18 protein-coding genes are annotated in these 20147 nt (G+C 69.4%); 10 read left to right on the forward strand and 8 right to left on the reverse strand.

Features of this window, described 5'->3' with window-relative positions; all coding sequences use genetic code 11:
- The first annotated feature begins 36 nt into the window (after positions 1-36).
- The 4 genes from groL to MIC98_RS04850 all read left to right on the forward strand — a co-directional run bounded on the left by groL (position 37) and on the right by MIC98_RS04850 (position 4083).
- Complete coding sequence (gene groL, locus MIC98_RS04835; protein WP_057639963.1) at positions 37-1683, forward strand: chaperonin GroEL; 1647 nt, start codon at positions 37-39, stop codon at positions 1681-1683.
- A gap of 439 nt (positions 1684-2122) precedes the next feature.
- On the forward strand, positions 2123-3196 hold the full coding sequence (locus MIC98_RS04840) for a 3-deoxy-7-phosphoheptulonate synthase (protein ID WP_239736134.1): 1074 nt from the start codon (positions 2123-2125) through the stop codon (positions 3194-3196).
- A 156-nt stretch (positions 3197-3352) separates the two neighbouring features.
- Complete coding sequence (locus tag MIC98_RS04845; RefSeq protein ID WP_152979494.1) at positions 3353-3799, forward strand: hypothetical protein; 447 nt, start codon at positions 3353-3355, stop codon at positions 3797-3799.
- Positions 3800-3819: 20 nt separating this feature from the next.
- On the forward strand, positions 3820-4083 hold the full coding sequence (locus MIC98_RS04850) for a GIY-YIG nuclease family protein (protein ID WP_239736136.1): 264 nt from the start codon (positions 3820-3822) through the stop codon (positions 4081-4083).
- 12 nt (positions 4084-4095) lie between these two features.
- Here MIC98_RS04850 and MIC98_RS04855 read toward each other — a convergent pair whose 3' ends face one another.
- Positions 4096-5073: an IS110 family transposase gene (locus tag MIC98_RS04855; protein WP_239736138.1), complete on the reverse strand. Its 978-nt coding sequence runs from the start codon at positions 5071-5073 to the stop codon at positions 4096-4098.
- A gap of 345 nt (positions 5074-5418) precedes the next feature.
- Between MIC98_RS04855 and MIC98_RS04860 the strand changes: the two genes are divergently transcribed.
- A complete protein-coding gene (locus MIC98_RS04860; protein WP_239736140.1) occupies positions 5419-7590 on the forward strand; it encodes a hypothetical protein in 2172 nt (723 codons plus the stop codon).
- A 70-nt stretch (positions 7591-7660) separates the two neighbouring features.
- Here the strand turns inward: MIC98_RS04860 and MIC98_RS04865 are convergent, their stop codons facing one another.
- The gene (locus MIC98_RS04865) at positions 7661-9175 is read right to left on the reverse strand and encodes an acetyl-CoA hydrolase/transferase family protein (RefSeq protein ID WP_239736142.1); all 1515 of its coding nucleotides are present in this window, start codon (positions 9173-9175) and stop codon (positions 7661-7663) included.
- A gap of 343 nt (positions 9176-9518) precedes the next feature.
- Between MIC98_RS04865 and glnE the strand changes: the two genes are divergently transcribed.
- Positions 9519-12335 (forward strand): bifunctional [glutamate--ammonia ligase]-adenylyl-L-tyrosine phosphorylase/[glutamate--ammonia-ligase] adenylyltransferase, encoded by a 2817-nt coding sequence (gene glnE / locus MIC98_RS04870; protein WP_239736144.1) that lies wholly within the window; start codon positions 9519-9521, stop codon positions 12333-12335.
- A 284-nt stretch (positions 12336-12619) separates the two neighbouring features.
- On the opposite strand, the gene MIC98_RS04875 is transcribed toward glnE, so the two are convergent.
- A complete protein-coding gene (locus tag MIC98_RS04875; RefSeq protein ID WP_239736147.1) occupies positions 12620-13174 on the reverse strand; it encodes a queuosine precursor transporter in 555 nt (184 codons plus the stop codon).
- A gap of 460 nt (positions 13175-13634) precedes the next feature.
- Complete coding sequence (locus tag MIC98_RS04880; RefSeq protein WP_239736149.1) at positions 13635-14606, reverse strand: mitochondrial fission ELM1 family protein; 972 nt, start codon at positions 14604-14606, stop codon at positions 13635-13637.
- Between the two features lie 132 nt (positions 14607-14738).
- Between MIC98_RS04880 and MIC98_RS04885 the strand changes: the two genes are divergently transcribed.
- Positions 14739-15329, forward strand: coding sequence for a malonic semialdehyde reductase (locus MIC98_RS04885; RefSeq protein ID WP_239736151.1), 591 nt, complete (start codon positions 14739-14741; stop codon positions 15327-15329).
- Between the two features lie 90 nt (positions 15330-15419).
- Complete coding sequence (locus MIC98_RS04890; RefSeq protein ID WP_239736153.1) at positions 15420-16091, forward strand: YceI family protein; 672 nt, start codon at positions 15420-15422, stop codon at positions 16089-16091.
- An 81-nt stretch (positions 16092-16172) separates the two neighbouring features.
- On the opposite strand, the gene MIC98_RS04895 is transcribed toward MIC98_RS04890, so the two are convergent.
- On the reverse strand, positions 16173-16679 hold the full coding sequence (locus MIC98_RS04895; RefSeq protein ID WP_239736155.1) for a hypothetical protein: 507 nt from the start codon (positions 16677-16679) through the stop codon (positions 16173-16175).
- Positions 16680-16861: 182 nt separating this feature from the next.
- The gene (locus MIC98_RS04900; protein WP_057641299.1) at positions 16862-17173 is read right to left on the reverse strand and encodes an I78 family peptidase inhibitor; all 312 of its coding nucleotides are present in this window, start codon (positions 17171-17173) and stop codon (positions 16862-16864) included.
- A gap of 178 nt (positions 17174-17351) precedes the next feature.
- Between MIC98_RS04900 and MIC98_RS04905 the strand changes: the two genes are divergently transcribed.
- Entirely contained in the window at positions 17352-18410 is a 1059-nt protein-coding gene (locus MIC98_RS04905; RefSeq protein WP_239736157.1) for a linear amide C-N hydrolase, read from the forward strand.
- 31 nt (positions 18411-18441) lie between these two features.
- On the opposite strand, the gene MIC98_RS04910 is transcribed toward MIC98_RS04905, so the two are convergent.
- Positions 18442-19233 carry a siderophore-interacting protein gene (locus MIC98_RS04910; protein ID WP_239736159.1) on the reverse strand — a complete coding sequence of 264 codons (792 nt, stop codon included), beginning with the start codon at positions 19231-19233 and terminating at the stop codon, positions 18442-18444.
- Positions 19234-19310: 77 nt separating this feature from the next.
- On the reverse strand, positions 19311-19880 hold the full coding sequence (locus MIC98_RS04915; RefSeq protein WP_239736171.1) for a PadR family transcriptional regulator: 570 nt from the start codon (positions 19878-19880) through the stop codon (positions 19311-19313).
- A gap of 27 nt (positions 19881-19907) precedes the next feature.
- Here MIC98_RS04915 and MIC98_RS04920 point away from each other — a divergent pair, with 27 nt between their 5' ends.
- Positions 19908-20081: a hypothetical protein gene (locus MIC98_RS04920; protein ID WP_239736173.1), complete on the forward strand. Its 174-nt coding sequence runs from the start codon at positions 19908-19910 to the stop codon at positions 20079-20081.
- The last annotated feature ends 66 nt before the right edge of the window (positions 20082-20147 follow it).

The following is a 20147-nucleotide window of genomic DNA, read 5'->3' on the forward strand; positions in this document are numbered from 1 at the left end:
AGACCCCTTACACCCCTGATCCACTGAGGTATAGCAATGGCTGCCAAGGATATCCGTTTCGGTGAAGACGCCCGTTCGCGCATGGTGCGCGGCGTCAACGTACTCGCCAATGCCGTCAAGGCAACGCTGGGCCCGAAGGGCCGCAACGTCGTGCTCGAGAAGAGCTTCGGCGCCCCGACCATCACCAAGGACGGCGTCTCCGTCGCCAAGGAAATCGAGCTGGCCGACAAGTTCGAGAACATGGGCGCGCAGATGGTCAAGGAAGTCGCTTCCAAGACCAACGACAACGCCGGCGACGGCACCACCACCGCCACCGTGCTGGCGCAGGCGCTGATCCGCGAGGGCGCCAAGGCCGTTGCCGCCGGCATGAACCCGATGGACCTGAAGCGCGGCATCGACAAGGCGGTGATCGCCGCCGTCGCCGAGCTGAAGAACATCTCCAAGCCCACCGCCGACGACAAGGCCATCGCCCAGGTCGGCACCATCTCGGCCAACGCCGACGAGTCGATCGGCAACATCATCGCCGAGGCGATGAAGAAGGTCGGCAAGGAAGGCGTGATCACCGTCGAGGAAGGCTCGGGCCTGGAGAACGAGCTGGACGTCGTGGAAGGCATGCAGTTCGACCGCGGCTACCTGTCGCCGTATTTCGTCAACAACCCGCAGGCGCAGACCGCCGACCTGGATGACCCGTTCATCCTGCTGCACGACAAGAAGATCTCCAACGTGCGCGACCTGCTGCCGGTGCTGGAAGGCGTCGCCAAGGCCGGCAAGCCGCTGCTGATCGTCGCCGAGGACATCGAAGGCGAGGCGCTGGCCACCTTGGTGGTCAACACCATCCGCGGCATCGTCAAGGTCGTGGCGGTCAAGGCCCCGGGCTTCGGCGACCGCCGCAAGGCGATGCTGGAAGACATGGCCGTGCTGACCGGCGGCACCGTGATCTCCGAGGAAGTGGGGCTGTCGCTGGAGAAGGCCACGATCAAGGACCTGGGCCGCGCCAAGAAGGTGCAGGTGTCCAAGGAGAACACCACCATCATCGACGGCGCCGGCGATGCCGCGGCCATCGAATCGCGCGTCAAGCAGATCAAGGTGCAGATCGAGGACACCACCTCCGACTACGACCGCGAGAAGCTGCAGGAGCGCGTGGCCAAGCTGGCCGGCGGCGTTGCGGTGATCAAGGTCGGCGCTTCGACCGAGATCGAGATGAAGGAAAAGAAGGACCGCGTCGACGACGCCCTGCACGCGACCCGTGCGGCGGTGGAAGAAGGCGTGGTGCCGGGCGGCGGCGTCGCGCTGGTGCGCGCGGTCACCGCGCTGGCCGGCCTGAAGGGTGCCAATGAAGACCAGAACCACGGCATCCAGATCGCCCTGCGCGCGATGGAAGCGCCGCTGCGCGAAATCGTCGCCAACGCCGGCGAAGAGCCGTCGGTCATCCTCAACAAGGTCAAGGAAGGCACCGGCAGCTACGGCTACAACGCCGCCAATGGCGAGTTCGGCGACATGCTGGAGTTCGGCATCCTCGACCCGACCAAGGTGACCCGTTCGGCGCTGCAGAACGCCGCCTCGATCGCCGGCCTGATGATCACCACCGAAGCGATGGTGGCCGAGGCCCCGAAGAAGGACGAGCCGGCCGCCGGCGGTGCAGGCATGGGCGGTATGGGTGGCATGGGCGGCATGGATTTCTGATCCACGCACGCAGCCACGGGTGGGTGCCGACCGTTGGTCGGCACGCTCCCCGCAGAAATCCCGCCGCAAGGCGGGATTTTTGTGTGTGCTTCCCGCAGATGCGGGGCTTGCCCCGCATGGCACCTTCCCGGCAAGGCCTCAGCCGGGCAAGCCCGGCTTCTACATCGGGTCCGCTGCATCACGGATGAAAGCGTCCGGTTGCCGCTGAAACATTCGCATCGCCGCCACGGGCGTGTTATCAATGCACCCCATGAACGCAGCCCGCGCCCGCTTTTACTTTTGGTACTACTTTCCGAAGCCGCTGGCGGAGGAAGGACTGCGCTCACCCTGAAGAAACTTTCAGACGCATTCCCGAAAAGCCGCCAGCGAACCTGGCGGCTTTTTTCATGCCGCCATCGCCGGGGCAACCCCCACACGAAAACGACCCGGAGATTCCCCCATGCCTCCCCACACCGACGACCTGCGCATCCACAAGCTCGAACCGCTGACCCCGCCGGCGCACCTGATCTCGCTGCTGCCCTGCGACGAGTCGGCCTCGCAGACCGTGGCCGACGCCCGCGCCGCGCTGCACCGCATCCTGCATGGCGAGGACGACCGCCTCGCGGTGGTGGTCGGCCCCTGCTCGATCCACGACCCGGCGGCGGCACTGGACTACGCCCGGCGCCTGCGCCCGCTGCGCGACGCACTCGGCGGCGAGCTGGAGATCGTCATGCGTGTGTACTTCGAGAAGCCGCGCACCACGGTGGGCTGGAAGGGCCTGATCAACGACCCGGACCTGGACGGCAGCTTCAACATCAACAAGGGCCTGCGCGTGGCACGCGGGCTGCTGCGCGACATCAACACGCTGGGCCTGCCGGCCGGCTGCGAGTTCCTCGACACCATATCGCCGCAGTACATCGCCGACCTGGTGGCGTGGGGCGCGATCGGTGCGCGCACCACCGAAAGCCAGGTGCACCGCGAGCTGGCCTCGGGGCTGTCGTGCCCGGTCGGCTTCAAGAACGGCACCACCGGCGACGTCAAGATCGCCGCCGACGCGGTGGGCGCGGCCTCGCACCCGCACCATTTCCTGTCGGTGACCAAGGAGGGCGGCAGCGCCATCGTCGCCACCTGCGGCAACCCGGACTGCCACGTCATCCTGCGCGGCGGCAAGACGCCGAACTTCGACGCGGCCAGCGTGCAGGCGGCCAGCGAGGTGCTGGGCAAGTCGCAGCTGCCGGCGCGGCTGATGATCGACGCCAGCCACGCCAACAGCAGCAAGAAGCCGGAGAACCAGCCGCAGGTGCTGGAAGACGTCGCCGCGCAGATGGAGGCGGGCGAGTCGCGCATCGTCGGGGTGATGATCGAAAGCCACCTCGTCGGCGGCCGGCAGGATCTGGTCGAAGGCCAGCCACTGGTCTACGGCCAGAGCATCACCGACGGCTGCATCGATTGGGACAGCACCGTGCAGGTGCTGGAGCGGCTGGCCGAGGCGGTGCGCGGGCGTCGCCGCGTGCAGCTGGAAGCCGCCGCCTGACGATGCCGGCGCGCCGCGTCGCACTGGCATGCGTTGGCCGGTCCAAGTAATTTACCCGCCGGGAGGCGGCGTGCCTCCCGCTTGCCGCGGAGACAGGGAGAGCGCCTCGCCCGGCAGGAAGCCGATGAAACCACCGCTCCAGGGAGTAAGGAAGTGATGCGTACCCGTATTTGCACCGTGGCACTGGCGATGGCGCTGGTGCCGTCGTTGGCGCTTGCCGCCCGCAAGCCCGTCGAGGATTCGGGCAGCGGCTGCCTGCAGAACCTTGCCGTGTCCGGCGGGTTCACCACCGGCAAGCAGTTCCTTGCCTCGACCGACCACGAAGGCATCAGCTATGCCGATGCCTTCGCCAAGACCGTGGCCGCGATCGAGGCCGAAGGCATGGTCTCGATATCGCCGAACGAGCAGACCGGCTACATCGCCGCGGAAAACCCGGTGCGTGGCGGCGGTGGTTCGACCGTGCCGCTGCGCACCACCGTGCGCCGCCAGGACGACGGCAGCATCCGCGTCGAAGTGCGTTTCAGCATCAAGGGCGGGCAGATGACGTCCAACAAGGCCGTTGGCCAGGGCCTGTGCAAGATCGCCGACGCGGCCAGCATGTAACGCAGGACGGGGCGGGGAAGATGGGCCACTGGTTCCTGTACCTGCTCGAATGCCGCGACGGCAGTTACTACGCCGGCATCAGTACCGACGTGGAAGCCCGCTTCCGCGCGCACCTTGCCGGCAAGGGCGCGCGCTACACGCGCGCGCATCCGCCGCTGCGCATCCTCGGCATGCGCGCGTATGCCGACCGCGCGGCGGCGTCGCGCGCCGAATGGCAGATCAAGCAGCAGCCACGCGAACGCAAGCTGGCGTGGCTGCTGCATGCCGGTGAATCCCGACCGTAGATACCGTCTTGCTTAGGCGTGTGCAATGGCCTTTCGGGGATCGAAGGGCGTAGCGGACTTGAGCACCCCCCAGACGATGTGCAGGAGCTTTCGCATCAAGGCGCAGAGGATGAGCTTGGGTGGCTTGCCCCGTTCGGCCAGTCGCTGGGCAAAGGCGGCCAGCACGGGGGTGTGGCGCTTGCCCACCAGGGCCGGCATGTAGAGCTTGGCGCGCAGTGTGGCATTGCCGACACGCGAGATGCGGACCTTGCCTTCGTGCGTGCCGGACTGCCGGCGGGCTGGATTCAGCCCGGCATGGGCCACGATCTGGCCCACGTCGCTGTACTGGTTCAGCTCGCCCAGACACGCCAGCAGGAAGGCGCTGGTGGTGCCGGAGATGCCCGGGATGGTGGTAAGCAGGTCACGCCGTCCGCGCAGGTCCGGGTCATTGTCGATGTGCTCGTTGATCGCCTTCTCGATCTGGGTGATCTGCTGTTCCAGCGTCGCCACGACCTGGCCGATGCTCGCGGCCAACGCCGCATGGGTGCTCTCCAGCCGATTGAGCTCCATCTGCCGCATCTGCTTGAGCTCGTCCCGTCGGCGCACCAAGGCCCGCAACGTGCGCTCGACCGGTGTCGGCGGCACGTAGGGATGAAGCCGGTCCGGCTCCTGCAGGCGCGACTGCAAGAACCGGGCGATGAGCTTGGCATCGGTCCGGTCGGTCTTGGTCCGCAGCAACTCGCTCTGGCCGTAAGCCTTGATCTGCGCCGGATTGACCACGTAGACGGTGACCCCGGCCGCGACCAGCCGCTCGGCCAGCGCCTCGTGGTAGATACCCGTGGCTTCCATGCCCACCGCCGCTTCCGGGGCGTGAGCCTGTCTCCAGGCCAGCAGTTGTTCCCAACCCGCGGCGGTGTTGCCGAGCTTGCCCCGGGTGCGGTACTTGCCCTGCCCCAGTGGCAGGGCGATGTCGAAGGTGGCCTTGGCCACGTCGATGCCTATCACCTGCATGTCTCTGTCTCCTGCTGTCGAACCGGATCCAGTGACCGCCTGGCTTACCCTTGTTCGTGCTGGCTCTCGCAAAAGCGGGCCGAAGATACCGTTCAAGCTCCAGGGCGGAAAAGGGTTCCGATGTGCCGGATCTACGGTGCGAGCTCGAAGGCTCAAGTGCGGAGACGGCATCATCGGAACCTCCCGGATCACTCCGGGGAAGTCTGCCTGATCGGGGCAGGCTTCAAGACACAAGATGCGGGGCTTGCCCCGCATGGGCTTTACCCAAAAACCCCTGTCGCGACAGACATCGCTCCTGCATCAAGGGCTAACGCGATCCGTGGGCTTCGCCGTTATCCTGCGCCCATGAAAACCCTCTTTGCGCGGCATGGAAGAACCCTGCGGTTGGCCGGTCTGCTGGTGCTGGCTGGGTATGCGCTGTACCTGCTGGCGGGCAACGTGTTCCTCAACAGCCATTTCGGTCACGAGCTGCTCAACCGCAGGCCGGAGGCGTTCACGATGGAATGGAACGGCGGCCGCACCTTCTGGCCGGGACGGGTGACGCTGCGCGAGGTACGCATGCGCGGGCACGTGCGGCGCGTGCAATGGTCGGCGCAGGCCGATGCGGTGCGCGGGCGCATCGCATTGTGGCCGCTGCTGCACAAGGAACTGCGGGTGCCGTGGGTCGAGGCCGATGGCGTCACCGGTTCGCTCACGCGCGCCGCGCGGGAACGGCCGGCACCGCCGCCGCGGCCGGGTGGCTGGATGCTGGACTTCCGGCGCATCGCCACCGGCAGCCTGCGCAGGGCCACGCTGGGCGACTGGCAGGTCACCGGCAATGGCCGCGCCGAAGTCGGCTTCGGCAAGCAGCTGCGTGGCGGGCCGATGGAACTGCACCCTTCCGTGCTGCATTTCGATGCGGCGCGGGTGAGCCGGGGCGACATCCAGTGGCTGCGCGATGTGCGGTTGTCCTCCACCTTCGCCCTGCCGCGGCATGTATCGGCCGAGCATCCCGGCCTCGCCAAGCTCGACCTGCTCGCCGCGACGCTGGACCTGCACGGCACCACTATCGGCCTGCAGTCCACGCTGGATGGCGAAGGCCGCTACGATTTCGCGGTGCTGCCCGGCGATGGCGAACTGCAGGCGAAGCTGTCGCTGGACCGCGGCACGCTGGCGCCCGGCAGCCAGCTGCAACTGCGCTTGCCATTGTCGAACGTGGATGCGCAGGGCACGCGTGTCGCCAACCAGCTCGACCTGCGCGCGACGGTGGACGACGCCCTGCACCTGCGCGCCACGCTGCCCGACCTGGACGGCCGGCATCCATCGCTCGACGCCACGCTCGACGTGCCCGGCATCGCCTTGCCGTTGAAGGATTGGCACGAGCGGCTGATGGCGGCCAGCGGCGAAGTGCGTGCGCACGGCCATCTGCCGTCCATCGGCGGCGTGGTCGCACTGTTCACCCAGGCCGACTGGATGGGGCTGGAAGGCAGCGGCACCGTCGATACCGACCTCAAGCTCGCCGACGGGCGTCTGCTCGACGGCAGCCGCTTGCAGGTGAGCGACGTCGAAGCGCGTGCGGACGTGCTGGGCAACCGTTTCCGCGGCAAGGCGCGCGCGCAGGCGAGTATCGCCAACGACGCCGCCGGCAACCCGCAATCGCGGCTGGACGTGGTGATGGAAGCCTTCAGCGCCGCGCCTTCGGATGCGCCGGGCAAGCCGTATTTCACTGGCGAACGGCTGCGCCTGGAAACGCTGGCCGACGCACGGCTGGACCGCATGAAGGGAAGCATGCAGGCGCGGGTGCGCTTCGAGCGCGCGCGCATTCCCGAACTGGTGGTGTTCAACCCGCACCTGCCCAACGACACGCTGCGCTTCGCCGGCGGCAGCGGCATGCTCAGTGGCGACCTGCGGCTGGACGGCGATGGCGACGTGGGGCGCGGCACGTTGCGCGTCGAGGGCCGGCAGGTGCGGCTGGCGGTGGCCGGCATGGACCTGCGCGGCGACGTGGTATTGGATGCGCGGCTGCGACGCGGCAACCTGCACAAGGGCGAATTCGAACTGGGCGATAGCAGCGCCAGCGTGCGCAACGTCGCCTTCACCGAGCCCGGCGGCACCACCCATTCGGGCTGGTGGGCGACGCTGGACATCGACAGCGGCCGCGCCGAATGGAAGACGCCTTCCTCGGCCAGCGGCAACCTGCGGGTGCGCATGCGCGATGTCGGCTTCCTGCTGGCGATGTTCGCCGACCGCACCGACCTGCCGGCGTGGGTCGGCAAGGCGGTCGATGCCGGCGAGGCGAGGCTGAGCGGCAAGTGGCTGTGGCAGGGCAAGCGGCTGGTGCTGGACCAGGCGCGCGCGCAGAACGAACGCTTCACCGTCGATGCACGGCTGGCACTGGAAGGCCCGCGCCGGCACGGCGACCTGCACCTGAAGTGGGGCATCCTCGGCATCGGCGTGGAGCTGCAGGACGGCAACCGCAAGTACCACCTGCGCGGCGCGCGGCAGTGGTACGACAGCCGGCCGCCGTTGTTGCCGTAGGTGCCGGGCTTGCCCGGCACGGGCTTCGCCGATAACACCCCATGCGGGGCGAGCCCCGCATCTACTTGATTCAGGCCTTCATCGTGCCGGTATCCAGCCAGCGCTGATGCCAGGAAAGCGCCTCGTTCAACAGGTGTGGGGTGTGCTTGCCGTGGCTGTCATGGCTGGCACGGTCGAAATAGTCCTGCAGCTGCGCGCGGAAATCCGGATGCACGCAGTTGTCGATCAACGCGCGCGCACGCCTGCGCGGCGGCAGCCCGCGCAGGTCGGCCAGGCCCTGTTCGGTGACGATCACCGCCACGTCGTGCTCGGTGTGATCGACGTGGCTGACCATCGGCACGATCGCCGAGATGCTGCCGTTCTTGGCGGTGGACGGGCTCAGGAAGATCGACAGGAAGCCGTTGCGGGCGAAGTCGCCCGAGCCGCCGATGCCGTTCATGATGCTGCTGCCCATCACGTGGGTGGAGTTGACGTTGCCGTAGATGTCGGCTTCGATCATGCCGTTCATGCCGATGCAGCCCAGCCGCCGCACCAGCTCCGGGTGGTTGGACACCTCCTGCGAACGCATGATGATGCGCTGCCGGTAGAAGTCGAGGTCGCGCATGAACGCCTCGCTCGCTTCCGGGCTGAGCGCGAAGCCGGTGCACGAGGCATAGCGCAGCACGCCGGATTTGAGCAGGTCGAGCATGCCGTCCTGGATCACCTCGGTGAACGCTTCAAGATCGCGGAAGCCGCTGCTGGCCAGCCCGGCCAGCACCGCGTTGGGGATGTTGCCCACGCCCGACTGCAGCGGCAGCAGGTTGGCCGGCAGGCGCCCGCGCGCCACTTCGTGCTTGAGGAACTCGATCAGGTGCCCGGCGATGCGCTGGCTGTCGGCGTCGGGCGGGTTGAACGGGCTGTTGCGGTCCGGCGCGTCGGTCAGCACCACCGCGACGATCTTGTCCGGGTCGCAGCGCAGCGTGGTCTGGCCGATGCGCTCGTCGCCGCGCACCAGCGGGATCGGCTTGCGGTGCGGCGGCAGCGCGGTGCCGTAGTAGATGTCGTGCATGCCGTCGATGCCGGCCGGCTGCCACTGGTTGACTTCAATGATGACTTTCTTCGCCAGGTCCAGCCAGGTCTTGTTGTTGCCGACCGAGGTGGACGGCACCAGCGTGCCGTCGGCATGGATCGCCGAAACCTCGACCACCGCGGTGTCGATCTCGTTGTAGAAGCCGAACCACACGTGCTGGGCCACGTGCGAGAGGTGGATGTCGAGGTAGTCCAGCTTGCCGGCATTGATGCGCCTGCGCGCGTCCGGGTCGCTCTGGAACGGCATGCGCATGGCGATGCCGTCGACCTTGGCCAGCGCGCCGTCCAGCTCCGGCGCGGTGGACGCGCCGGTGAGCAGGTTGATGCGGAACGCCTCGCCGCGCCCGTGCGCCTGTTCGATGCGCCGGGCCAGGAACTGTGGCACCGCCTTGGGGTAGCCGGAGCCGGTGAAGCCGCTCATGGCGACGGTTTCGCCGGGGTTGATCAGGGTGGCGGCGGCCTCGGCCGAAACGATGCGCTGGCGCAGGCCGGGGTGGAGGATGCGGTCGATGGACATGGCGATGACGTTACCTGGGGACGCGATTGTCGGATGCATGCGGCCGGGCGTCCTTGATCCGGCGCAACGACCACCGGCCGGAACTATACCCGTGGGTATCGTTTGGCACCCGCCATCCCTGGCGGGTGCCCTGCGGGCCATCGGCGGGCGATGTCAAAAGCTGCTCCCGGCGGCTTTTTGCACTGCAGCGTGCAACTTGCCGGTCGAGCCCGCAGGATCGCCCTGCATCCCGACGTGGGGGAGGGAGCAAAGCCCGCTGGCAGTTCGCTGCCAGCGGGCTTTTTTATGTCCCGCCTGCAGGCGCCGCCGCGGTTCGTGGGGCGGGTAATGCCAGAATTGGCCCATGACGACTTCCACCCTGCCTGTGTCCGAAGCCCTCGCTGCGCTGGCCGACCGCGCCATCGCCCGCTTGAAGCTGGCGCTGCCCGATCCGGCGCAGTGGCCGCCGGCCGCCGGTTTCGAGGCGAACCTGCGGCAGCTGGCCATCGCCAGCGATTTCGCCATCGACACCCTGTGCCGGCAGCCGGAGCTGCTGGCGCTGCTGGCCGAGCCGGACCCGCCGCCGTTGCCGCTGCCGTCGCTGGACCCGCTGCAACCCAGCGCCTGGCCGGCGCAACTGCGCCGCCACCGTGCCGCCGCCTCCACCCGGCTGGTCTGGCGCGACCTGCTCGGGCTGGACGCGGTGGACGCCACCCTGCGCGGCGCCACCTGGCTGGCCGAGGACTGCCTGCAACTGGCGCTGGCCGCGCTGGAGCAGGAATTCGCCCAGCGCCACGGCGTGGTCCGCGCCGGGGACGGCAGCGTGCAGCGGCTGGTGGTGTTCGGGCTGGGCAAGCTCGGCGGCGGCGAGCTGAACTTCTCCTCCGACATCGACCTGGTCTACGCCTACCCGCAGGCCGGCGAGTCCGACGGCGCGCGCCCGCTGGCGGCCGAGGAATACTTCGCCCGGCTCGGCCAGCGGCTGGCGCGGCTGCTGGACGAAACCACCGCCGACGGCTTCTGCCACCGCGTGGACCTGCGCCTGCGCCCGTTCGGCAACGCCGGGCGGGTGGCGCTGTCGTTCGCCGGCATGGACCAGTATTTCCAGCGCGAAGGCCGCGACTGGGAGCGCTATGCGTGGATCAAGGCGCGCGCGGTGGCCGGCGATGTCGCCGCCGGCGAGGCGTGGCTGGAGACGCTGCGCCCGTTCGTCTACCGCCGCTACCTCGACTACACCGCGCTGGACGGCCTGCGCGAGATGAAGGCGGCGATCACCGCCGAGGTCGCCCGCAGCGACCGCTTCGACGACATCAAGCGCGGCCCGGGCGGCATCCGCGAGATCGAATTCCTCGCCCAGGCGCTGCAGCTGATCCGCGGCGGCCGCGAGCCGACGCTGCGCGAGCGGCGCCTGCTGCCGGCGCTGCAGGCGCTGGTGGCGGCCGGGCAGATGGATGCCGCCGATGGCGCGGCGCTGGCTGTGGCCTACCGCTTCCTGCGCCGGCTGGAGAACCGCCTGCAGATGCTGCGCGACGCGCAGACCCATCGCCTGCCCGCCGATGCACTGGACGCCGGGCGCATCGCGCACGGGCTGGGCTACCCGGGCCGCGACGCCTTGCTGCAGGCCCTGGACGAACAACGCCGCTGCGTGGGCGCCGAGTTCGCCGCGCTGCTGGCGCCGCGCCGCGGCCAGGCCGCGCCGGACGTGCTGTCCAGCTACTGGCGGGTGCTGCCCGGCGGAGGTGATGCCACGGTACTGGCCGAGGCCGGTTTCGCCGATGCCAACGGCGCCGACCAGTCGCTGCGCGAGTTCGCCCAGTCGCTGGGCGTGAAATCGCTGTCGGACAATGCCCGCGCCCGGCTGGACCGGGTGCTGCCGGCGCTGCTGCATGCCGCCACCCGCTCGCCGCAGCCGGATGCCGCGCTGCGCCGCGTGCTCGGCCTGCTGCAGGCGATCCTGCGCCGCACCAGCTACCTCGCCCTGCTGGACGAACAACCCAGCGCGCTGACCCGGCTGGTCAACGTGCTGGCGCGCAGTGCCCTGTTGTCCGAACGGCTGATGGCCTTCCCGCTGCTGCTGGACGAACTGCTGGACACGCGCGTGGCCGGGCCGCTGCCGGAGGCGCCGGAAATGCATGCCGCCTGCGCCGCCGCGCTGGCCATCGACGACCCGGAAGCGGCGCTGCGCACGCTCAACGAAACCCGGCTGGCATTGAGCTTCCGCATGGCGCTGGCCTTCCACGACGGCCGCCAGCGCGCGGTGGACTGCACCCGCCAGCTGGCGCAGCTGGCCGACGCGGTGGTGGTGACGGTGCTGGACATGGCGCGCGCCGACCTTGCCGCCGCGCATGGCGAAGTGCCCGGCGGCCGTTTCGCGATCATCGGCTACGGCAGCCTGGGCGGGCTGGAACTGGGCTTCGGTTCGGACCTGGACCTGGTATTCCTGTACGACCACCCGGCCGCGGCCGAGGAGAGTGATGGCCCGCGCCCGCTGGAAAGCAGCCGCTGGTTCGCGCGGCTGGCGCAGAAGGTGATGGCGCTGCTGTCGGCGGTGACCGCCGCCGGGCGCCTGTACGACATCGACGTGCGCCTGCGCCCGGACGGCGGCAAGGGCGCGCTGGTGTCCTCGCTGGCCAGCTACACCGACTACCAGCGCGAGCGCGCATGGACGTGGGAGCACCAGGCGCTGGTGCGCGCCCGCGGCATCGCCGGCGACGCCACCCTGCTGGCCGACTTCGAGCGGGTACGCTGCACCACGTTGGCGCGCACCCGCGACCCCGATACGCTGTTCGGCGACGTGCTGAAGATGCGCGCACGCATGCGCGCCGAACTGGACCGCAGCGATGCGGCACGGCTGGACCTCAAGCAGGGTGCCGGCGGGCTGGTCGACCTGGAATTCGTGCTGCAGACCGGCGTGCTGGCCGGCGCCGCGCAACAGCCGGCGTTGTGCGGACCGCGCGAGACGCCGCGGTTGGTCGACGCATTGGCCGCCAGTGGCTGGCTGCCGGCCGATACCGCTGCGGCCCTGCACGCGGCGCATGCCGACCTGCTCGACGCGGGCCTGTCCTGCACCCTGGACCGGCGCCCGCGCATCACCGCACCGACGCCGGAAATCGAAGCCGCATGCGCGGCGATCACCGCGGCGGCGATCGCCAAAGGGCTGCCGTTCGAGCCGGGTGCGTGAAAAGCCCCTCTCCCTCCGGGGTGAGAGGGGCAGCTTGCGAACCACGGGTTCGCTGCCCCTTGAACGCCCTTGCGCCAGCGCAAGGGCCGGGGTGCGGAGCAGGGGTTGGGGTGAGGGGCAATGGAGTCCCGATGGTTCAGGCGTCGCTGACTGCGTTTGCCCCGCATCCGCCCTTCGGGCACCTCGCTCCGCGCCCCGGCCCGGCGCAGCGCGCCGGGCGTTCAAGCGTGTGCGAGCCAGTGGCTCGCGAGCAACATGCTTTCACCCCGCAGGGAGAAAGGGCGTTACATCCGTGCCGGCGCCATCTTCCACAGCAGCGCGCGGAACGGCACCAGCAGGCACAGGCCGATGCCCAGCTTCACCAGCCAGTCGCCCACCGCCCAGCTGAGCCACGGCAACGCCGAGCCGGCGAAGGCGATCGACCAGAAGATCGCCGTGTCCAGCGTCGCGCTGCAGGTGGTGGCCACCGCCGGCGCGCGCCACCAGTTGCCGGCGCGCAGGCGGTCGAACACGGTGATGTCCAGCAGCTGCGCGCAGATGAAGGCCATGCACGAGGCGATGGCAATCCGCGGCGTGGCGATCCACAGCGACAGCACCACCGCCACCGCGAAACCGGCCCAGGCCACGCGCCGCGCGGCGCGCGGGCCGAAGCGGCGGTTGATCAGGTTGCTGACCAGGAACGCCACCGGGTAGCTGAAGGCGCCCCAGGTCAGCCAGTCGTTGATCGGGTACTGCACCAGCACGTTCGAGCCCAGCACCACCGCGCCCATCGCCAGCACGGCCAGCAGCAGCGAGGTGGGGGTCAGCGGGGCGAAACGGATGGGCGGATGCAGGGACATGGACGGCAATGCCGGCACCAGGGGCACCGGGGAATGATCGGAAGGGGAAACCGCCCTGCCGGAACCGGCAGGCGCGGGGCCGGGCATTGTAAACGCCGGGCCTGAATCAGGCGTGGGCGCATGCCGGTGGCTTGCGGCGTGGGGCGCGATCGTGTGTGCCTCCGGTGGAGGCGAATGCCTCGCGCGAATGGCTCTGTATCACGTAGGTGCCGGGCTTGCCCGGCACGGGGCTTTGCCAGGACCTGATTGGTACGAAGTTTCAATTTCAAGCCCCTCTCCCTAAGGGAGAGGGGTTGGGGAGAGGGCATGGGGTGAAGCCGCGTGGTATTTGATTGCACCAGGCTTCGCCGGAACCCTCATCCGCCCCTTCGGGGCACCTTCTCCCGGAGGGAGAAGGGAAAAGCTGAAAGTCGGTGCTGATCAGGTACCGGGAAGGCTCCATGCGGGGCAAGCCCCGCAGCTACAACCCCAGCCTTGCCTTCACTTCGGCGGCGATGCGCGGGGTTTCGCGCAGCGGCTCGATGGCCGGTTGCGGGCCGGCCGCCAGTGCATCCCGTGCGTCGAGCAGGCGGCCGCGCACGCGCAGCGACTGCTGGAAGCGCGCCATCCGCGCCTGCGCGCGCGTGCCGAGCAGCACGCCCACCGGCACGCGGGTGGCGCAGGCCTCGGACAGCAGGTTCACCGAATCCGGGGTGCAGACGATGCGGTCGGCCCAGCCCAGCAGGCCGGCATACGGGTTGGAGCCGTCGCCGCCATCGCTCCAGATCACGCCGGGGACATCGTCGAAGGCGCGCAGCAGCGCCTGCGTCACTGTGCGCGGGGTGCGCCGCGAGGTGGTCGCCAGCACGCTGCCGCCTTCGCCGCGGATGCATGCGGCCAGCTCGGCCAGCAAGGGCGCGATCTCCTGCTCGCGCCACGGCGCATGCTCGGTCGGGCCACCCACCAGCAGCGCGGTGCGCGGGCCGGGCAGTTGCTCGAAGCTGGAAAACGCGGCGCGGCCGCAGGCCAGCCATTCGTCGTTCACCGGGTTCAGGCTGCCGAGCAGGGTGAGCACGTTGTCGCCGCGCAGGCGGTCGTGCTCGGGCACCACCAGCAGTTGCCAATGACGCGGGGCGATGCGCGGGTCGAGGATCTGCACGGTGTGCGTGCCGCGCCGGCCAAGCACGCGCAACGCGCCGGCGGCCTGCCGCCCGCAGCCGATCGCCAGCGCCGGCGGGTTCGCCGCCAGCCGCGTGAAGCCTTCCCCGTAGCCCTGCGTGGCGCCGGGCAGCCACCGTGGCGCCAGCCAGCGCCACGGTGCGCGCGGTTGCAGTTGCAGGCGCTGCTGCCCGCCCAGGCGCAAGGCCGATGCCAGCGCCACGGCCTGGCGCAGGTTGCCGGCGCGGCCGTCGGTAATCGTCCAGGGAAGTGTCGATTGTTCTGCGTGTGGCATTGATTCGTTTCAATCGGGCCTGGGGTTGCAGCGGTCGTGGCCCCTTACACTGCGGCCACTTGTTCGTTGTGCCATTGTTGCGGCCTTCATCGCGCAATGCCACGGCCGCAGCCCATTCGCCCTGGAGTTTCCATGTCCGACGTTTTCGACGATGCCGCGCTCGACCAGCTGTTCCGCACCGCCCGTACCCAGAATGCCTTCCAGGACCGCCCGGTCGAGGACAGCCAGCTGCACGCGCTGTACGAGCTGCTGAAGTGGGGCCCGACCGCGGCCAACGCGACGCCGGCGCGCTTCGTGTTCGTCAAGTCGGCCGAGGCCAAGCAGAAGCTGGCGCCGGCGCTGTCCGAGGGCAACCTGGCCAAGACGATGGCCGCGCCGGTCACCGTCATCGTCGGCTTCGACCTGGATTTCCACGAGAAGCTGCCGTACCTGTTCCCGCACACCGACGCCAAGAGCTGGTTCGACGGCCCGCGCGAAGGCCGCCACGAGGCCGCGTTCCGCAACGGCAGCCTGCAGGGCGGCTACCTGATCCTGGCCGCGCGCGCGCTGGGGCTGGACGCCGGCCCGATGTCCGGCTTCGACAACGCCAAGGTCGACAAGGCCTTCTTCGCCGGCACCGCGATCAAGTCCAATTTCCTCGTCAACCTCGGCTACGGCGATCCCGCCGGCGTATTCCCGCGCCTGCCGCGGCTGTCCTTCGACGAGGCCGCGCGCATCGCCTGACTGCCGCAGCCGGCGCCGCCGCCCGTGGATGCCGGCCCTGTTGACCCCCGCACCTTCCTCCACCCATCCAGACCCGTACCGGAGAGACCGATGAAGACCATGAAACTGCTGCTCCCGCTGGCCCTGGCCACCGCCATCGCCGCCTGCTCCCAGCCGGCCGAACCGGCCGCCGCCGTCGATGCCGCCACCGCCGCGCCGGCCGAAACCGCCGCCGTTCCCGAAGCCGAGGCCTTCCAGGTGGCATCCGGCACCTACAAGCTCGATCCCAGCCACACCGACGTGCTGGTGCAGTGGAACCACATGGGCTATTCCAACCCGAGCGCGCACTTCGGCGATGCCGACGGCACCCTGGTCTACGACGCCGACGACGTGGGCAAGTCCAGCGTGGAAGTGACCCTGCCGCTGTCGGGCCTGAACAGCTTCACCGCCAAGTTCGACGAGCACCTGCGCAGCGCCGATTTCTTCGACGCGGCGCAGTTCCCGACCGCCACCTTCAAGAGCACCAGGGTGGAAGCGGCTGGCACCAACAAGCTCACCGTCACCGGCGACCTGACCGTCAAGGGCATCACCCAGCCGGTGACGCTGGACGTGACCATCAACGGCGCCGGCGAACACCCGATGATGAAGGTGCCGTCGGTGGGCTTCGACGCCACCACCACGCTCAAGCGCAGCGATTTCGGCGTGGGTGCCTATGCGCCGGCGGTGAGCGACGAGGTCAAGGTGCGCATCACCACCGAAGCGTCGATCCCGAAGGCCGAGTAAGCCCGGCAATTGCCGATGCACGAAGGCCCGCCATTGGCGGGCCTTCTGCTTTCCGGGGGTGCATGGCCCGGCTGCCGTGCCTCAGCCCAGTGATTGCAGCCACGCGGCGGCGGCAGTGCTGGGCGTCTGCCCGGCCTTCACCGGCAGCCCGCTGGCCTGCACGAACGTCTGCGCGGCCTGCGCCAACCGCTGGCGCGCGACCAGCATGACCTGCCGGGCCGCGGCCTGCTGCTTGCGCAGCTGCACGATGTGGATCGACGGCCGTCCCGCAGGCGCGTACTTCTGGTCGCGGCGCAGCACGTCCGCCACCTGGTCGACGTCATGTTCGGCCTGCAGCAGCAGGTGCTGCGCGCGCACCAACGCACGCAGCGGCTCGCGCAATGCCTGCGGCCGGACCAAGCCGACCAAGCCGGCCAGCGCCGTGTCGCAGTGCGCGTCCGCGGCCATGCGCTCGCGCAGGGCTTCCAGTCCCGCCATCGTCAGCTTGCCCACGCCATCGCCTGTTTCACCGTGACCGGGCGCGATTGTCGCATCGACACGCAGTTGGAGTGCGAGGGCATGTCCGTAGATGCGGGGCTTGCCCCGCATGGGGCATTACCGGGGCAGCTCCCGTGCCGGGCAAGCCCGGCACCTACGAGGCATCTTGTAGATGCGGGGCTTGCCCCGCATGAAGCTTTCCCAGTGAGCCCCGTGCCGGGCAAGCCCGGCACCTGCAACGGCGTTGCTCGTTGGGGTGCCAGGGAACGTCGTTTCTTTGCCTGCCGCTTGGCTTATTCGCAGCGCACCGCGGTGATGGTGTTGCCGGCGTCGAGGTACACGCGCAGGCGGTCGCGGCGGAAATCGCGGGAGACGACCGTGGTCGGGCCGACCGGGTTCACCAGCCCGGCGCCGCTCTCGCGCGACAGCCGGCGCATGTTCGCCTCGTTGCCGGGCTCGCCTACCGCCCACTGCGACTGCGAGGCATCGCACTGGCCGTCGCCGGCGACGGTGGGGCCGGGCGTGCTCAGGCAGCCGGACAGGCCCGCGGCGAGCAGCGCGGCGCTGGCGCAGGAACGGAAATGGCGGGGGAACCGTGGGGTCATGGCAGGCAACCGGATGAACCGCCGGAAGCATAGCAGCCACGGCCCCGGGCATGCCGGGCCGGCGGCGCACATCGCGGCACGGGGGAAACGGCGCGGGCGTTCACGGCTGCGGGACGGCACTTGTCCTAGCGTCGCCCGGAACCATCACCGAAACAGGGCGGAAGGGGAGCTTGCAGCCATGAAGAATCCGGGGAAATCCATCATCGCGGCGTGCATCGCCCTCGTCGCCGGCGGCCTGGGCCAGCAGGCGGACGCCTGCACCCGTTTCGTCTACCGCGGCGCCGGCAACGAGGTCATCACCGGCCGTTCGATGGACTACAAGGTCGATACCGGCACCCACCTGTGGATGTTCCCGCGCGGCATGCAGCGCACCGGCGAGGCCGGCGCGAATTCCCTGCGGTGGACCTCGCGCTACGGCAGCGTCATCGCCAGCGCCTACGACATCGCCACCACCGACGGCATGAACGAGGCCGGGCTGGTCGCCAACCTGCTGTGGCTGGCCGAATCGGAATACCCGGACCGCGACAGCGGCAAGCCCGGCCTGAGCATCTCGGCGTGGACGCAGTACATGCTCGACAACTTCGCCAGCGTCGACGAGGCGGTGAAGGCGCTGGCCGACGAGCCGTTCACGCTGATCACCGACAGCCCGCCGGGCGAACAGCGCCTGGCCACGCTGCACCTGTCCCTGTCCGACGCCAGCGGCGACAGCGCCATCATCGAGTACATCAAGGGCAAGCAGGTCATCCACCACGGCCGCGACTACCAGGTGATGACCAACTCGCCGATCTTCGAGGAACAGCTGGCGTTGAACGAATACTGGCGGGCGATCGGCGGCACGGTGATGCTGCCGGGCACCAACCGCGCCGCCGACCGCTTCGCGCGCGCCTCGTTCTACGTCAACGCGATCCCCAAGTCCGCCGACCCGGTCGAATCCGTCGCCTCGGCCTTCGGCGTGATCCGCAACGTGTCGGTGCCCTACGGCATCACCACGCCGGACCAGCCGAACATCGCCTCCACGCGCTGGCGCAGCGTGGCCGACCAGACGCGCAGGCTGTATTTCTTCGAGTCGGCGTTGGCGCCCAACGTGTTCTGGGTGGACCTGAAGAAGATCGATTTCTCGCCGGAAACCGGCAGGACCCGGCGGCTGGACCTGGGCCAGTACCAGCGCACCATCCATTCGGGCGAAGCCAATGCGCAGTTCGAGGAAACCGCACCGTTCCGCTTCCTGGGCGTGTGAGCCCGCGTTCGTCCTTTGCCGATCCCGCCGCCTATTCCGCGTCGTCGGGATCGGCCTTCCAGTAACCGGTGGCGCGGATCCACTCCTTGGGCACCTGCAGGTGGCCTTCGACGAACTTGCGCATCAGCCGCGCGCGCCGCGACTCGACCGCGATCCAGTAGAACGCATCGCCGTCGGGCGCCTCGAAATCCACCAGCGCGTCCTCCAGCAGGGTGCTGCCGGCCGCGTCGAAGCCGTTGCGCTCGAACCACGTCACGTTGACCTGCGCGGTGCTTTCCAGCGGCTGGCGGTCGCCTTCCTCGGGGATCTCGACGAACACCTCGGCCACGGCGTGCGCGGGCAGTTCCGCCAGCCGCCGGGCGATGGCCGGCAGCGCGGTTTCGTCGCCGATCAGCACGTAGGCATCGAAGTCGTCGGCCACCACGTGCGAGCCGCGTGGGCCGGCCACCACCAGCGCGTCGCCGGGGGCGGCGGCGGCCGCCCAGCTCGTGGCCGGGCCATCGCCGTGCAGCACGAAGTCCAGCACCAGTTCGCCGGCCGCTGCGTCGTAGTGGCGCGGGGTGTAGTCGCGGGCGGGCGAGGGCGGCTTGCCCTGCGGGTAGCGCGGACCTTGTTCGGTCAGTTCCGGCAGCACGAACTCGCCTTCGCCGTTGGGGAAGAACAGCTTGACGTGGTCGTCCGGGGAACGGCTGTCGAAGCCTTCCAGCGCCGGCCCGCCGACGACGATGCGCTGCATGTTGGGCGTCAGCCGCTCGCTGCGCAGCACCTGCAGGTGGCGGAAGCGGGGCGTGAGGCGGACCAGTCGGGTTTCATGGCGTGACATCGGGAATCCTGCGCAGGGTGGGGAATGCGGGAGCGCCACGGCCAGCGGCCGCGGCGGGTGTTGGTGCGGTGGCCGGCTCAGGCCGTCGCATCGTCGGCATCGATGCGGCCGTGCGCCTGCATCAGGATGCCCGCGATGCGCGCGGCTTCCTCTTCGGTCCACAGGCCCTGGCGATCCAGTAGCGCACGCTTCAGCTGCTCCATCGCCTCGCGCACCGGCGGCGGGATGGTGGCCTTGGCCATGCGCCGGGCGCTGTCGCGGGTGCGTGCCTGCGCGGCATCGATCATTTCGCGGTTGGCGTCGATCTGCTCGCGGCCGGCGTCGGTGATGGCGTAGCGCTTGCGGCTGCTGTCCTGCTCGGCGGCGATCAGGCCCATGTCCTCCAGCAGCGCCAGCGTCGGGTAGACCACGCCGGGGCTGGGCGCATAGGCGCCGCCGAACAGTTCGCCGATCAGCTGGATCAGCTCGTAGCCGTGGCGCGGCTGTTGTTCGATCAGTGCCAGCAGCAGCAGGCGCAGGTCGCCGCGGCCCAGTGGCCGGCGCGAGCCGCCGTCGCCGCCACGGCCCCCGCGTCCGCCACCGCCGCGGTGCCCGGGATGGGCGCCGCCGTGGCCGTGTTCGCCGTGGCCCCGGTGGCCGCCTTCCATGCGCATGCCGCGCCGGTACGGGCCACCATGCCCTTCGCCGCTGCAGTGGATGTGGCCGGCGTGGTGCCCGCGATGGTGCGGGTGCGGACCATCGGCGTCCGCACCATCGCGGGCATGCGGCCGGTGGAAGGGATGCCTTTCGGGGCGGAAGAAGGGATGTGCGTGGTGGTGATGATGGGATTCAGTGTCCTTCATTTTTAGATATATCTATTTGTGTGGACGAAAAGATATATCTAAAAGCGTGGAATGCCAATGCGGAAATCAAGC

It is taken from the genome of Stenotrophomonas sp. NLF4-10 (assembly GCF_022359915.1).
GTDB lineage: Bacteria > Pseudomonadota > Gammaproteobacteria > Xanthomonadales > Xanthomonadaceae > Stenotrophomonas > Stenotrophomonas daejeonensis.